The 14,067-nt window shown below is 72.6% G+C and carries 13 protein-coding genes; 1 reads left to right on the top strand and 12 read right to left on the bottom strand.

What is annotated here, in order from left to right; translation table 11 throughout:
• Positions 1-97: 97 nt before the first annotated feature.
• From rlmB to ACIA8D_RS20550, 10 genes are all read right to left on the bottom strand, one after another.
• Positions 98-1,048 carry a 23S rRNA (guanosine(2251)-2'-O)-methyltransferase RlmB gene (gene rlmB, locus ACIA8D_RS20595; RefSeq protein WP_399234094.1) on the bottom strand — a complete coding sequence of 317 codons (951 nt, stop codon included), beginning with the start codon at positions 1,046-1,048 and terminating at the stop codon, positions 98-100.
• 101 nt (positions 1,049-1,149) lie between these two features.
• A complete protein-coding gene (gene cysS / locus ACIA8D_RS20590) occupies positions 1,150-2,547 on the bottom strand; it encodes a cysteine--tRNA ligase (protein WP_399234092.1) in 1,398 nt (465 codons plus the stop codon).
• A 154-nt stretch (positions 2,548-2,701) separates the two neighbouring features.
• Entirely contained in the window at positions 2,702-3,106 is a 405-nt protein-coding gene (locus tag ACIA8D_RS20585) for a PPOX class F420-dependent oxidoreductase (protein ID WP_399234090.1), read from the bottom strand.
• A 4-nt stretch (positions 3,107-3,110) separates the two neighbouring features.
• Positions 3,111-4,379, bottom strand: a complete 1,269-nt coding sequence (locus ACIA8D_RS20580; protein WP_399234088.1) for an MDR family MFS transporter — start codon at positions 4,377-4,379, stop codon at positions 3,111-3,113.
• 44 nt (positions 4,380-4,423) lie between these two features.
• Positions 4,424-6,142, bottom strand: a complete 1,719-nt coding sequence (locus tag ACIA8D_RS20575; RefSeq protein ID WP_399234086.1) for an ABC transporter permease subunit — start codon at positions 6,140-6,142, stop codon at positions 4,424-4,426.
• Positions 6,142-7,608: an ABC transporter substrate-binding protein gene (locus ACIA8D_RS20570; protein WP_399234084.1), complete on the bottom strand. Its 1,467-nt coding sequence runs from the start codon at positions 7,606-7,608 to the stop codon at positions 6,142-6,144. Before ACIA8D_RS20570 ends, ACIA8D_RS20575 begins: the two co-directional genes overlap by 1 nt.
• Positions 7,608-8,165, bottom strand: coding sequence for a GNAT family N-acetyltransferase (locus tag ACIA8D_RS20565; RefSeq protein WP_399234082.1), 558 nt, complete (start codon positions 8,163-8,165; stop codon positions 7,608-7,610). Before ACIA8D_RS20565 ends, ACIA8D_RS20570 begins: the two co-directional genes overlap by 1 nt.
• Before the next feature lie 384 nt (positions 8,166-8,549).
• Positions 8,550-9,062 carry a 2-C-methyl-D-erythritol 2,4-cyclodiphosphate synthase gene (ispF, locus tag ACIA8D_RS20560; RefSeq protein ID WP_399234080.1) on the bottom strand — a complete coding sequence of 171 codons (513 nt, stop codon included), beginning with the start codon at positions 9,060-9,062 and terminating at the stop codon, positions 8,550-8,552.
• On the bottom strand, positions 9,052-9,801 hold the full coding sequence (gene ispD / locus ACIA8D_RS20555; protein WP_399234078.1) for a 2-C-methyl-D-erythritol 4-phosphate cytidylyltransferase: 750 nt from the start codon (positions 9,799-9,801) through the stop codon (positions 9,052-9,054). Before ispD ends, ispF begins: the two co-directional genes overlap by 11 nt.
• Before the next feature lie 266 nt (positions 9,802-10,067).
• Complete coding sequence (locus tag ACIA8D_RS20550; protein WP_266712542.1) at positions 10,068-10,550, bottom strand: CarD family transcriptional regulator; 483 nt, start codon at positions 10,548-10,550, stop codon at positions 10,068-10,070.
• A 618-nt stretch (positions 10,551-11,168) separates the two neighbouring features.
• Between ACIA8D_RS20550 and ACIA8D_RS20545 the strand changes: the two genes are divergently transcribed.
• Positions 11,169-11,828 carry a DUF461 domain-containing protein gene (locus ACIA8D_RS20545; protein WP_399234076.1) on the top strand — a complete coding sequence of 220 codons (660 nt, stop codon included), beginning with the start codon at positions 11,169-11,171 and terminating at the stop codon, positions 11,826-11,828.
• 115 nt (positions 11,829-11,943) lie between these two features.
• Here ACIA8D_RS20545 and ACIA8D_RS20540 read toward each other — a convergent pair whose 3' ends face one another.
• Both ACIA8D_RS20540 and ACIA8D_RS20535 read right to left on the bottom strand, forming a co-directional pair.
• Positions 11,944-12,624 carry a response regulator transcription factor gene (locus tag ACIA8D_RS20540; protein ID WP_306321454.1) on the bottom strand — a complete coding sequence of 227 codons (681 nt, stop codon included), beginning with the start codon at positions 12,622-12,624 and terminating at the stop codon, positions 11,944-11,946.
• Positions 12,621-13,919: a sensor histidine kinase gene (locus tag ACIA8D_RS20535; protein WP_399234073.1), complete on the bottom strand. Its 1,299-nt coding sequence runs from the start codon at positions 13,917-13,919 to the stop codon at positions 12,621-12,623. Before ACIA8D_RS20535 ends, ACIA8D_RS20540 begins: the two co-directional genes overlap by 4 nt.
• Between the last annotated feature and the right edge of the window lie 148 nt (positions 13,920-14,067).

Below are 14,067 nucleotides of genomic sequence, written 5' to 3'. Positions count from 1 at the left end.
TAGGACACTGCCTCGGCCCCACCGAAATGTCCGGGCCCCGTCAAGGTCGCGGGCCTGTCGAACGACAGGCCCGCGGGCCCGGACGGCGGGGCGCGGATCAGGCGCGGCGGCGGGCCGCCTCGTAGAGCACGACGCCCGCGGCGACACCGGCGTTCAGCGACTCGGCGCCGCCCGGCATCGGGATGCGGACGCGGTAGTCGCAGGTCTCGCCGACCAGGCGGGACAGGCCCTTGCCCTCGCTGCCGACGACGATGACGACGGGACCGCCGAGGGCCTCCAGGTCGCCCACGGTGTGCTCACCGTCGGCGGCGAGGCCGACCACCGCGATGCCCGCCTTCTTGTACTGCTCCAGGGCGCGGGTCAGGTTCGTGGCGCGGGCGACCGGCGTGCGCGCCGCGGTACCGGCCGACGTCTTCCACGCGCCGGCCGTCATCCCGGCCGCGCGCCGCTCGGGCACGACGACGCCGTGGCCGCCGAAGGCGGAGACGGAACGGACGACGGCGCCGAGGTTGCGCGGGTCGGTGACCCCGTCGAGCGCGACGATCAGCGGGTCCTCGCCCTCGTCGTACGCGGCGGCGGCGAGGTCCTCGGGGAACGCGTACTCGTACGGCGGGACCTGGAGGACGAGGCCCTGGTGGTTGAGGCCGTTGGTCATGCGGTCCAGCTCGGGGCGCGGAGCCTCCATGAGGTGGATCCCGCCGCGCTCACCGGCGACCTGGAGGGCCTCGCGGACCCGCTCGTCGTTGTCGATGAACTGCTGCACGTACAGGGTCGTGGCGGGCACGCCGCCGCGCAGCGCCTCGACGACCGGGTTGCGGCCGACGACCATCTCGGCGGTGGACTTGCCGCGCGGGCCGCCGGTGCGGCTCGTCGGGCGGCTCTGGGCGCGCTTGGCCTTGGCGTTGGCGGCACGCTGCTTGGCGTGGCCCTTGCGCATCTCGGCGGGCGGCGTGGGGCCCTTGCCCTCGAGGCCGCGGCGCCGGTTGCCACCGCTGCCCACCTGCGCGCCCTTCTTGCCGGACATGCGGCGGTTGCTGTTGGCGGCCATGACCTACCTGTCTCTTACGACTGCGTCTACGGATGTGTGCGTACGTCTATGAAGTGTGCCGCCCGGAGCGCCGGGCGGCACATTCGGCTGCTCAGCGGTCCTCAGCCGAGCGTCCAGCGCGGCCCCGAGGGGCTGTCCTCGATGCTCAGACCGGACTGCTTGAGCCGGTCGCGGATGGCGTCGGCGGTGGCCCAGTCCTTGCGGGCGCGGGCCGCCTCGCGCTGCTCCAGGAGGAGCTTCACGAGGTGGTCGACGACACCGTGCAGGTCCTCGCCGCTGTTGTCGGACGCTCCCGCCCACTGCTCGTCGAGCGGGTCGAGGCCCAGGACGCCGAGCATGGCGCGCACCTCGGCGAGGCGGGCGACGGCGGCTTCCTTGTCGTCGGCGGCGAGGGCGGAGTTCCCCTGCCGTACGGCGGTGTGCACGATGGCGAGCGCCTGCGGGACGCCGAGGTCGTCGTCCATGGCGTCGGCGAACGCCGGGGGGACCTCGGCGGCGGGCGCGACGGTGCCGCCCGCAAGTTCGGTCACCCGCTGCACGAAGCCCTCGATCCGGCCGAACGCCGACTCGGCCTCGCGCAGCGCGTCCTCGCTGTACTCGATGGTGGAGCGGTAGTGCGGGGTGCCCAGGTAGTAGCGGAGGACGATGGGCCGCCAGTGCTTGACCATCTCGGAGACGAGGACCGAGTTCCCGAGGGACTTCGACATCTTCTCGCCGGACATCGTGACCCACGAGTTGTGCACCCAGTAGGTCGCGAAGTCGTCGCCGAAGGCCTTGGCCTGCGCGATCTCGTTCTCGTGGTGCGGGAAGATCAGGTCGATGCCGCCGCCGTGCACGTCGAAGGCGGTGCCCAGGTACTTGTGGGCCATGGCCGAGCACTCCAGGTGCCAGCCGGGGCGGCCCCGGCCCCACGGCGTCTCCCAGCTGGGCTCGCCGGGCTTGACGGCCTTCCACATGGCGAAGTCGCGCGGGTCCCGCTTGCCGGTCTCGCCCTCGCCGGAGGGCTGCAGCAGGTTGTCGAGCTCCTGGTTGGACAGCTCCAGGTAGCCGGGGAAGGACCTGACGTCGAAGTAGACGTTCCCGTCGGCCTCGTACGCGTGGCCGCGCTCGATGAGGCCGCGCATCATCTCGACCATCTCGGTGACGTGGCCGGTGGCCCGCGGCTCGTAGGTCGGGGGGAGGCAGCCGAGCGCGGTGTACGCGTCGTTGAACGCGCGCTCGTTCTCGTACCCGATCGACCACCAGGGCCGGTTCTGCTCCTCGGCCTTCTTGATGATCTTGTCGTCGATGTCCGTCACATTGCGCACGAACGTGACGTCGTAGCCGCGGTACGCGAACCAGCGGCGCATGATGTCGAAATTGAGCCCCGACCGGATGTGGCCGATGTGCGGGGCCGCCTGGACGGTGGCGCCACACAGGTAGATCGAGACACAGCCCGGTGTGAGGGGCTCGAAGTCACGGATCTGCCGGGCGCTGGTGTCGTACAGGCGAATAGTCACGCCTCCAGGGTAGTAGGCCCGGACCCGTGCCATGGCCTCCGGCCGGTACCGGGCCATCGCCCGGGCCACCCGCCCCTGCGACCCCTCCCCGGGCCCCGGCCACGGGGCTCCGCCCCGGACCCCGCTGCTCAATCGCCGCAGGGGCTTGATGTGGTCAGACTCGCCCGACGACCTTTCGCGCCCGCACACGGACGACCACCCGTTCGGCGTCCTGGGATGACGTCGGGTTGAAGTCGGCGTACTTCTTGCCCGTGTACTTCAGTGACAGTTCGTCGATGAGGGCCTGACCGCCCTCCGTCGTGATCTCCGCCGTGCCGCGGATCTCGGCGTACGCGTACGGGTTGTCGGCCGGCTGCACCATCACCGTCACCCGCGGGTCCGCCCGCAGGTTCTTCGTCTTGCGGCGGTCCACGGTCGTGGAGAACAGGACGTCGTCACCGTCCCGCTTGGCCCACACCGGGGAGACCTGCGGACTCCCGTCGGGCTGGATGGTGGCGACAGCGATGAAGACCTTGCTGTCGAGCAGTGCCTTGAGCTCGTCGGACAGCTGGGCTGACATGGCCTCACTCCTTCTCGGGGGACGGTTGGCGCGTACCCGATCCTCCGGGAACGCACCCGAGCGGGCCGGTATTTCGTCGCTCTGTTCGCACGGGTGTCACGAAACGGGCGAGCCCCGCCGCCGCCAGCGGCACCACCGCGAGCGCCGACCACAGGACGGGCGCGGGGAGCGTGAGGAGCGCGCCCGTCGCCGCGCTCCCACCCAGCACGGCAAGGCCCGACACGGAGGACAGCGCCCCCGTCGCGAGGCCCAGATGCCGTTCGTCCACCAGATCGGGGACGAGCCCGCGCGCCGCCGGGACGAGCAGCATCTGGCCCAGCGTGAGCAGCACGACCAGCGCGCAGGCGGGCAGCAGCGCGTACGGGGTGCGGTCCGGGAGGTACGGGGACGTGGCCGCGACCGCCGCGAACCCCGCCGCCACCAGCAGCAGGCCCGCGGTCAGCGCGGTCCGCGGCGCGATCCGGGCCGCCGACCAGCGCGTGACGGGCAGCTGGGCGCCGACGACGAGCAGCGAGGACAGCGCGAAGAGCAGGCCCACCGCGTCCTGCGAACCGGTGGCGCGGGTGAGTTCGACGGGCAGCGCCAGGTACAGCTGGTTGTAGGCGATGAGGTAGCCGCTGTACGCGAGGCAGAGCGCGAGGAAGCGGGGGTTCGCGAAGACCGTGCGGGCGCCCCGCATGCGTCGGGTGCGCACCGGCTCGCGGCGCGGCATCAGGCGCGCGTGCCCGGCGAGCACCCCCACGAAGACGACCGCGCCCGCCAGGCACGCCGCCCGGAACCCGGCGTACAGCAGCGCCGTGCCGAGCAACGGCCCGAGGAACGCGCCTGCCTGCCCGGCCGCCGAGAAGACGCCGAGCACCTGGGCGCGCGGCTCACCGGTCGCGTGCTCGTGACGGACGGCCTCCCGGGCGGCCTCCGACTCGACGGCCGGCGAGAACAGCGCGGCGGCGAACCCGACGAGCACGACCGCGGCGACGACGGTGACCGTGCTGCCCGCGAAGGCGAGCCACACGAACCCGGCGATCCGCAGCAGACACCCGGCCAGCACGACGGGGCGCGGCCCGAACCGGTCGGTGAGCGCGCCCCCGACCACGAAGAGCCCCTGCTGGCTGAAGGTCCGCAGCCCGAGCACGAGGCCCACCGCCCAGCCGGCGAGTCCGATGGTGTCGGCGAGGTGGGTGGCGAGGTAGGGCAGTACGGCGTAGAAGCCGATGTTGAAGGCGAGTTGGGTGCCGGCGAGGAGGCGGAGGTATCCCGGCAGTCCCCGCAGCACCGTCGTTGCGCTCCCGGGGGTCCGGGGCGGAGCCCCGTGGCCGGTCACCGTCGCCGCCCGAAGACCCCGGACGACACCAGCACCACGACCGCCCCCACGCCGGCGAGGCCCACCGCAGGCGCGAGGACCGACCACGGCGCCCGCTCCGCGTACGGCAGGTTCTCCATCAGCAACCGCCCCCACTCCGGCGTGGGCGCCTGCGTACCGAGCCCCAGAAAACCCAGGGACGCAAGCGCCAGGGTCGTCGGCGCGAGCCGCAGCAGCGCGTGCCGCCCCACCGTCGGCACGACCGCGCTCAGCACATGGCGCCGCAGCACCTGCCACCGCCCGGCCCCCGAAGCACGCGCGGCGACCACGTACCCGGCCCCCCGCTCCGCCTCCGCGACGGCCGCCGTGTGCGCGGCGAGCGGCGCCCATCCGACCGCCGCGACGGCGACCGCGGCCCCGGCGACCCCCGCCCCGAACAGGCCGGTGACCAGGAGACCCGCCAGGATCGCGGGCATCGCGTTCGCCACCTCCGTGAGCCCGGCCGTCCACCGCATGAGCCCGAGCCCGACGCCCACCACGAAGCACACCGCGCAGACGGCCGCCGCGACGGCGAGCGTGCGCAGCGCCCCGTGTCCGAGCCGGGCGAGGACGTCGCGGCCGAGCGCGTCGGTGCCGAAGGGGTGCGTGCCGGAGGGACCCGCCAGCCTGGCGGCGAGGTCGACCTGGAGCGGGTCGCGGGTCAGCCCCCAGGCGATGACGGCGAGCAGCACGGCAACCAGCGCCCCGGCGGCGTACAGCCGCCCGCGCCCGCCCCCGCGCACCCGCGCGAGCCCCGGCAGCGCGCCCGCTTCGAGCGCGGGACCGAGCAGCCGGCGCCGTACGAGGCCCACGGCCACGGCCGCCACCACGCCCAGCGCGAGCAGCACCAGCAGGCAGCCCTGGAGCAGCGGCAGGTCGAGGTCGAGCGCGGCGGCGACGGCCGTGCCGCCGAGCCCCGGGATCGCGAAGACCGCCTCCACGGCGGCCGCGGCCCCGGTGAGCCCGACCACCGTGAGGCCCGCCTGCGGCAGCACCGCGGGCAGGGCGCGCCGCGCCGCGTGCCGGGCGATGCGCGAGCGCGGCATGCCGTTGGCCCGCGCGGTGCGCACCCACGGTTCGGCGAACGCGGCGGGCAGCGCGTCCTGGGCGAGCCGCCCGAGCACGGCCCCTGCCGGGATGCCGAGGGCGAGCGCGGGCAGCACGGCGGACGCGGGCGAGGCCCAGCCCTGCGCCGGGAACCAGCCGAGGCGCACGGCGAACAGCGTGGCGAGGACGGAGGCGAGCAGGAATTCGGGGAGCGCGGCGAGGATTCCCGCTCCCACCCCGTGCGCGGGTTCGGGCCGCGCGCGCCGGAGCGTCGGCAGGCACAGCGCCACCGCCAGGACGACCGCGACCACCATCGCGTACGCCATGAGGGACACGGACACCCAGAACGCGGAGCCCACGTCGGAGGCGACATCGGCGCCGGTCACCCAGGACGCCCCGAGATCCCCGTGCGCGAGCCCGCGCAGCCACTGGCCGAGGAACGTGAACGGCCCCTGGTCCAGGCCGAGTTGGGCCCGCACCTCGCCGAGCTGCTTCGGCGTCGTGGGCGCGTCCCCGTAGCGCGCGTGCAGCACCGTGAGCGCGGGGTCGGTGCGGGTCAGCCACGGCAGCAGCGCGGTGAGCACAAGGAGCCCGGCGGCGGCGCCCACCCGGCCCACCGTCACGGACAGGCGATTGCCGGCACGGTTCATCAGGCGTGCGTCTCCAGACCGACGAACTGTCGCTCATAGGGGTCGAGGACGACCCCGCGCACCCCGGCCCCGACGCCCTGCAGATGCTGTTCGTGGACGATCGGCACGGCCGCGTCGGTGCCGAGGATCGCGGCCTCGGCGCGCAGCATCGCCCGGTGCCGCGCCGCCCCTTCGAGCCCCGCGGCCTCCCGCACGGCGAAGTCGACGCGGCCGTCCCTCAGCTGCGAGATGTTGAAGCTGCCCCCGCTGGTGAAGTCGGAGGCGAAGTACGAGACCGGGTCGCCGGTGTCGAGTGCGGTGGACCGGGACATCAGGAACGCGTCGTACTCCCCGTCGAGCGCGCCCGATTCGAGGCGCGCGTAGTCCTTCACGACGAGCCGCACCGCGAACCCGGCGCCGCGCAGCTGCTGCTGGAGCGCGGCGGCGACCTCGGGCAGCTCGGCGCGGTTGGTGTACGTGGCGAGGGTGAGCGTCTGCCCGTGCGGCTTCGCCGCCTTCGCCCGGCCGGTGACGGGCAGCTGCTTTCCGTCGGCCCAGGCGAAACCGGGGCCGAGCAGGCCCGTGCCCCGCGTGGCGTACCCCTCGTACACGCTGCGGGCGAGCGCGGAGGTGTCGGCGAACTCGCGGACGGCGGCGCGCAGTGCGGGGTCCGCGAGCGGGCCGGTGCGCGTGTTCAGGTACAGGGTCGTGGTGCGGACGGTGGCGACCTTGCGCGCCCGGTCGCCGAGGACGAGCGCCTGCGCGGCGGGCACGAACTCGGCGATCTCGATCTGCCCCGAACGCAGCGCGTTGGCGCGGGCGTTGTTGTCGGCGACGAAGGAGACGTCGAGGCCGCGCGCCGCGGCCTTCCCGCGCCAGTGCCCGTCGAACCGGTCGAGCGTCGCGGACACGGCCCCGTTCACCTCGGTCAGCGCGAACGGGCCGGTGGCGGTCCCGACGGGGTCGACACCGCCGCCCTTCTTGCCGTACGCGGCCGGGGAGAAGACCGCGAGCGACGGGTTGGCGAGCCGCGCGGGCAGCAGCGGGTCGGCGGTGCCGGTGGTGATCCGGACGGTCCGCTCCCCCGTGGCGCGCGCGGTGAGCCGCATGTCGCTGAGCACGCGGGGCTGCGTCTTGGCCTGCCCCGCCCGGGTGAGCGCGTGCTGGACGGCGTCGGCGGTGACCCGTCCGCCGTCCTGGAACCGGGCGTCGCGCAGCGTGAACTCCCAGGTGGTGGCGGACGTCCGGGTCCACTTCTCGGCGAGCGCGGGGTGCACGACGCCGGCGGTGTCCATGCGGGTGAGCCCGTCGACGACGGCGAGCCGGCTGAGCAGCAGGCCGTCGTCGGTGTACGGGGAGAGGCCCTGGGTGGGCGCGAAGGCGAGGTCGACGGCGATCCGGCCGCGGCGCGCGGTCCCGGTGAACGAGCCGCAGGCGGACGTCAGCCCGATCCCGGCCGCCGCCAGCAGAAGGCCGCGGCGCCGCATCAGCCGACGGACGCGGGGACCGGCGCGGGCAGCGGGAGCTCGAAGTGCACGATGCCCTGGCCGCCGTCCGGCAACTCCCGCTCGTCGCACACCTCTTGGGCGATCGAGCGCCAGAAGGGCTCGGCGCCGGGGACGGCGGGGTCGGTGTGCAGATAGAGCGCCTCGTACCCGCCGACCCCGGCCACGAAGCCGGTCAGCTCCCGCACGAGGTCCCGCGCGAGCCCGTTCCTGCGGTGCTCGGGGCGTACGTAGATCCGGCACAGCTGGGCGGTGGAACCGGAGGGGAAGCGGTCGGCGACCCACTGGGGGTTGGGCGGGGCGGCGGGGCCGCGGTCGCGGACGGCGCCGGTGGCGGCGATCTCGCCGCTCTCGCGGTGTTCGGCGACGAGCAGGACGCACCGCTCGGGGCGCAGGTAGTGGGCGACCGGGTCGATGATGTCGGCGTGCCAGCGCGGCACGTACCCGGAGCGCAGGTCGCGGTAGACGGTGTCCAGCATGACGGCACGGGCCTCGTCCACGTCGCCGTCCCCGGCCACGCGGATCACGTATTCACCCATCGCCGCCTCAGCCCGACCGACCTCTCATTGCCCACCCATGCTAACTGCAACCCATACGCAACAAGCCCACGGGCCCCTCCACCCCACCGCCACCACGGCCTCGGGGCTCCGCCCCGACCCCCGCGCCTCAATCGCCGGCGGGGCTCGATACGCCCACACGCCTACCGGACTCGATGCGCCCGTACCCCCGCCCACCCGCCCCCTCCAGGGGCGTAGGCCCCACGGGGTGCCGCACCCCGCGGCCAACAATCTGCCGCCACCACGGCTCCCCACCCGAGACGGCCGACCCCGCCACCACCTTGGGCAATCTGCCGCCGAGGGCGGCAGGGTGGGCAAGGCGGCCCCCGGTGCCGCGCAACAAGCAACGACGGCCCCCGCCACGGGTCAGGTCCCGGCGCGAGCCACCAGCGCCGTGGCCACCGCCATCAGGCCCTCGTCACGGCCCGGGAAGCCGAGGCCGTCCGTCGTCGCGCCCGACACGGACACCGGCGCCCCGGCCGCCTCCGACAACACCTTCTGCGCCTCGTCCCGCCGCTTGCCGATCTTGGGCCGCGGCCCGACGACCTGCACGGCCACGTTCCCGATCACGAACCCCGCATCCCGCACGATCCGCGCCGCCTCGGCCAACAGCACGACCCCACTCGCCCCGGACCACTCCGGCCGCCCCGTACCGAAGTGCTGCCCCAGGTCACCGAGCCCGGCAGCCGAGAACAACGCGTTGCAGGCCGCATGCGCCACCACATCCGCATCGGAGTGCCCGGCGAGCCCCGGACCGGAGTCCTCCCACTTCAGCCCGGCACACCACAGCTCACGCCCGTCCTCGAAGGCATGGATGTCCGTCCCGATGCCGACCTGCGGCAGCACGACACCCGCGATCCCGGACCCCTCAGAAGCCATCGTTCGCCCTCCTCCGGGCCAGAACCGCCTCGGCCAGCACCAGATCGAGCGGCCGCGTCACCTTGAACGCCTCCTCGTGCCCGGGCACGAGGACCACCTGGTGGCCGAGGTGCTCGACCATCCCGGCGTCGTCCGTCACATCCTCGGTCACCGTCTCGTGCGCCCGCACGAGCGTCTCCCGGTCGAACCCCTGCGGCGTCTGCACGGCCCGCAGCTTGGCCCGCGAGGGCGTCGCCACGACGGGCTCGGGCGAACCGTCGGCGGACGGCACGACCTCCTTGACCGTGTCCGCGAGCGGCAGCGCGGGAACAACGGCCGGAGCCCCGTCCCGTACGGCCTCGATGACCGCGTCGACCGTGTCGACCGGCACGAGCGGCCGGGCCGCGTCGTGCACGAGCACGATGTCGATCCCGGCGGGCAGCGCCGCGAGCCCGAGCCGCACCGACTCCTGCCGGCTCTCCCCGCCGGGCACGACGACGAAGTCGGTGCGCTCGGGCAGGGCGTGATCGGCGAGCAAGGACTTCACTTCGGCGGCGCCGTCGGGCGGCGCGACGACCACGACGAGGGAGACGGCGCGGGACGCCGCCATCGCCCGGACCGCATGGATCAGCATCGGAGTACCGCTCAGCGCGCGCAGCGCCTTGGGAGCACCCGGACCGAGGCGCACGCCCCGTCCAGCGGCCGGAATCACGGCCGCGGTGCGTACTGCGCTGCCTACGGGACGCGTTTCGTCAGACATCGGTTCCGTTCAGGTTTGTGCGCTCGGGAGAGGTGGGTATGGCCACAGCATGCCGGGCGCGACGCCTTGACAGGGCCCTTCCGTGACAGTCCTGGTCGAGCCAGATTGCCCGGGCCCGGCACGCCAAGCAGTACGGGTATCGAGCAGTCGAGTACCGGCCCGGGCGTGCGGTGGGGACATGGGTACGAACATGCCGCAGTGCCCGGCGACACCGTGAGGGTCAGCGGGCACTACGGCATTGTTTCCATACGCGGCAGTCGCGCGTATCAGGACGCGAGAACCTCGTCGAGCAGGGCCTCGGCCTTGTCCTCGTTCGTGTTCTCCGCGAGTGCGAGCTCGCTCACCAGGATCTGGCGAGCCTTGGCGAGCATGCGCTTCTCACCTGCGGAGAGTCCGCGCTCACGCTCCCGACGCCACAGGTCACGGACCACTTCCGCGACCTTGATGACATCGCCGGAGGCGAGCTTCTCCAGGTTTGCCTTGTAACGGCGCGACCAGTTCGTGGGCTCCTCGGCGTACGACGCGCGCAGCACCTCGAAGACCCGGTCGAGCCCGTCCTGACCGACCACATCACGCACGCCGACGAACTCCGCATTGTCCGCTGGCACACGTACCGTCAAGTCGCCCTGGGCGACCTTCAGCACCAAGTAGGTCTTGTCCACGCCTTTGATCTGACGAGTTTCGATAGCCTCGATCAGCGCGGCCCCGTGATGGGGATAGACCACGGTGTCGCCAACCTTGAACGTCATGTGACAGGTACCCCTTCCGTGGCTATCCAGTCTAACACGGAAACTGCGGGTTCTGAATGGCGTTTTCGCAGGTCAGGGCATATCTCGGGGCTTGACAACTCCATCGGGAACGTGCTGCGGAGGGGTAGTGGAGGACGGTATTCGCAGGTCGGAGCCGTTCTTCGAGGAAGCCGAAACGAGTACGCTACCGCCGCCGCGACCGGCCCTCCAGGGGCCGAAAGTCCCGGTTTGCCTGCTTCGAAGCGATGAACTTTCGCTACTCCGTTCAGGGCCCCGGAGACACGTTCGAGTCGAATCGGGAATTGATCTTCGCCAATCGGTGTCCGCCGTGATCGTTTTTCCGGACCCCCGCGCATTCCTTACCGGATATCCGCCCCGGCGCCTGGACAGGCCTTATGTGAATGGTGAACAAGAGGCTCGCGTGACCCAATGACAACCCTGGGGAACATGGGGTGAACGGAGCGCGGACGGGGCGGCCGGGGAGGGTGTCACGAGCTGAGGGGCGGGTCGGGTGCGGCGGCGCGGGAACGGCTCGGTAACCTAAGGCCGCTGACAGACCCTTAGGGCGGCTTTACACCCGCCGCCTTGCCCGCCCACGTTCAAGGAGTTGCCGCCGCCGTGAGCAGCAGCCTTCGACGCGGCGCCCTCGCCGCCGCCGCCATCGCGTTCTCGATCGCCTCGCTCGCCGCGTGCGGCGCCGGCAACAACGCGCAGACACTTGAGGTCAAGCCGGACAACGCCGCGACCTCGGTCGGCGACATCAAGATCCAGAACGCCACCGTCATCACCCAGCCGGACCGCGAGTCCAAGGGCCCGGCCGTCGTCACGGGCACGCTCTTCAACAACGGGAGCACCACCCAGACGCTCGACGCGATCACTGTCGACGGCGTCGGCAAGTCCGCCAAGCTGACGGACGCCAAGGGCGCCTCGAAGATCACCGTCCCGGCCGGCGGCTCCGTCGTCCTCGGCGGCAAGGGCAACGCCTCCGCCGAGCTGCCCAACAGCCGCACCGCCGTCCTCGACGGCAACGCGCAGCGGATCACGTTCTCCTTCAGCAAGGCCGGAGACGTGAAGCTGAAGGCGTTCGTGGTGCCGGCCGACAGCTACTTCAAGAAGTGGGGTCCGAGCGAGGTCCCGGCCGCGCCGGGCGGCTCCGCGTCGCCGACGGCCTCCACGTCCACGTCCACGTCCGCGACGCCGGACGACAAGGCCTCGGCCTCGACGGGGGCCTCCACCTCCGCGACGGCCTCGGAGTCGGAGCACGCGGCGGGTCACTGACGCACGCGTACGGCGGAGGGGCGGGACCCGATGGGTTCCGCCCCTCCGCCATTCACGTCACGGGGCTCCGCCCCGGACCCCGCGCCTCAAACGCCGGCGGGGCTTGATCGGCTGTTTACGGCTCGAACTTGTAGCCGAGACCGCGCACCGTGACCAGGTATCTCGGCGCCCCCGGGTCCGGCTCGATCTTGGCGCGCAGGCGCTTCACGTGGACGTCGAGCGTCTTGGTGTCGCCCACGTAGTCCGCGCCCCACACCCGGTCGATCAGCTGCATACGGGTCAGCACACGACCGGCGTTGCGCAGCAGCATCTCCAGGAGGTCGAACTCCTTGAGCGGGAGGTCGACCTTGCCGCCGCCCACCGTCACCACGTGCCGGTCGACGTCCATGCGGACGGGGCCGGCCTCCAGGGCCTGCGGGGCGACCTCCTCGGGCTCGCCGTGGCGGCGCAGGACGGCCCGGATGCGGGCGACCAGCTCACGCGAGGAGAACGGCTTCGTCACGTAGTCGTCGGCTCCTATTTCCAGGCCGACGACCTTGTCGATCTCGCTGTCCTTGGCGGTCACCATGATCACCGGGACGTTGGAGCGGCCGCGCAGCTGGCGGCAGACCTCGGTGCCGGGCAGGCCCGGCAGCATCAGGTCGAGCAGGACGAGGTCGGCACCGTTGCGCTCGAACTCGTCGAGGCCGTCGGGTCCCGTGGCCGCGATGGCGACCTCGAAACCCTCCTTGCGGAGCATGTAGGAAAGGGCGTCGGAGAACGACTCTTCGTCCTCTACGACGAGCACTCGGGTCACGGAAGGACCTCCGGGGCGGCAGGAGTGGCAGGAATGGATTCGTATGCGGTTGTGTCGTCGGGCCCGTGTGCGTCGTCTTCGTCGCGTACGTCTCCGGGGCCACTGGTGCGGGATGTCTTGGTCTGTGTCGAACGTGAGCCGCGGGGCGAGGCCGCCTCGGGCAGCCGCAGCGTGAAGGTGGAGCCCTGTCCCTCGGAGCTCCACACGGTGACTTCCCCGCCGTGCGAGGCCGCTACGTGCTTGACGATGGCGAGGCCGAGGCCCGTGCCGCCGGTGGCCCGGGAGCGGGCCGGGTCGACGCGGTAGAAGCGCTCGAACACGCGCTCCTTGTCCTTCTCCGAGATGCCGATGCCCTGGTCGGTGACGGCTATCTCGATGCGGTCGCCGCCGCCCGCCGAGACGCGGCGGGCGGCTATGCCCACGCGGGTGCGGGCCGGCGAGTAGTTGACGGCGTTCTCGACGAGGTTGCCGAGGGCGGCGGCGAGCTGCCCCCGGTTTCCCCATACGCGCAGGTCGGCGGTGCCTCCGGCGGCCATGGTGATCTGCTTGCTCGCGGCGGGCTGGCGACAGCGGTCGATGGCCTCGGCGACGAGTTCGTCGACGCGCACCGGCTCGGCGTCCTCCAGCGGGTCGTCGTTCTGCACCCGTGAGAGGTCGATGAGCTCCTGTACGAGGCTGGTGAGCCGGGTCGCCTCGTTCTGCATGCGGCCGGCGAACCGCTCGACGGCCTCCGGGTCGTCGGACGCGTCCATGACGGCCTCCGACAGCAGGGAGAGCGCGCCGACCGGCGTCTTCAGCTCGTGGCTCACGTTGGCGACGAAGTCGCGCCGTACGGCCTCGATGCGCCGGGCCTCGGTGAGGTCCTCGACCAGGAGCAGCACCAGGCGGGAGCCGAGCGGGGCGACCCGGGCGGACACGGCGAGCGCGTCGCCGCGCCCCGTGCCGCGCCGCGGCAGGTCCAGCTCGACCTGGCGTATCTCGCCGTCGCGCCGGGTGTCGCGGGCCATCTGCAGCATCGGCTCGACCGCGAGCTTCCCGCCGCGTACGAGACCGAGGGCGTACGCCGCCGAGCTGGCCTTGACCACGCTGTCCGCCTCGTCGAGGACGACGGCGGAGGAGCGGAGCACGGAGAGCACGGTGTCGACGCCGGGCGGCAGGACCGGGTCCGTGTGCAGGGAGGTGCGGGTGGGGCGCTTCTGGTCGCGTTCGCTCCAGCGAAACGCCAGCATGGCGATGACGCCGGTGCACACTCCGGCGATCGCTGCCGCTGCGGCGACCGCCGCGTTCACGTCCATGTCTTCAGGTTATGCGGCATGGACCGCTCCTCCACAGCCATCCGAGTGGCAGCTCGAACACTCGTCGCCCAGAGTTCACCTTGGGTACGGGGTCGATTCACTTGTGGTGCCGGATTCGGACGCGTACAGGACGGAACGTGGGAGCGTG

The organism is Streptomyces sp. NPDC051684 (assembly GCF_044453445.1).
In the GTDB taxonomy this organism is placed as follows: domain Bacteria; phylum Actinomycetota; class Actinomycetes; order Streptomycetales; family Streptomycetaceae; genus Streptomyces.
The sequence above is the reverse complement of the archived record's forward strand: the minus strand, read 5'-3'. Positions and strand labels throughout refer to the sequence as shown.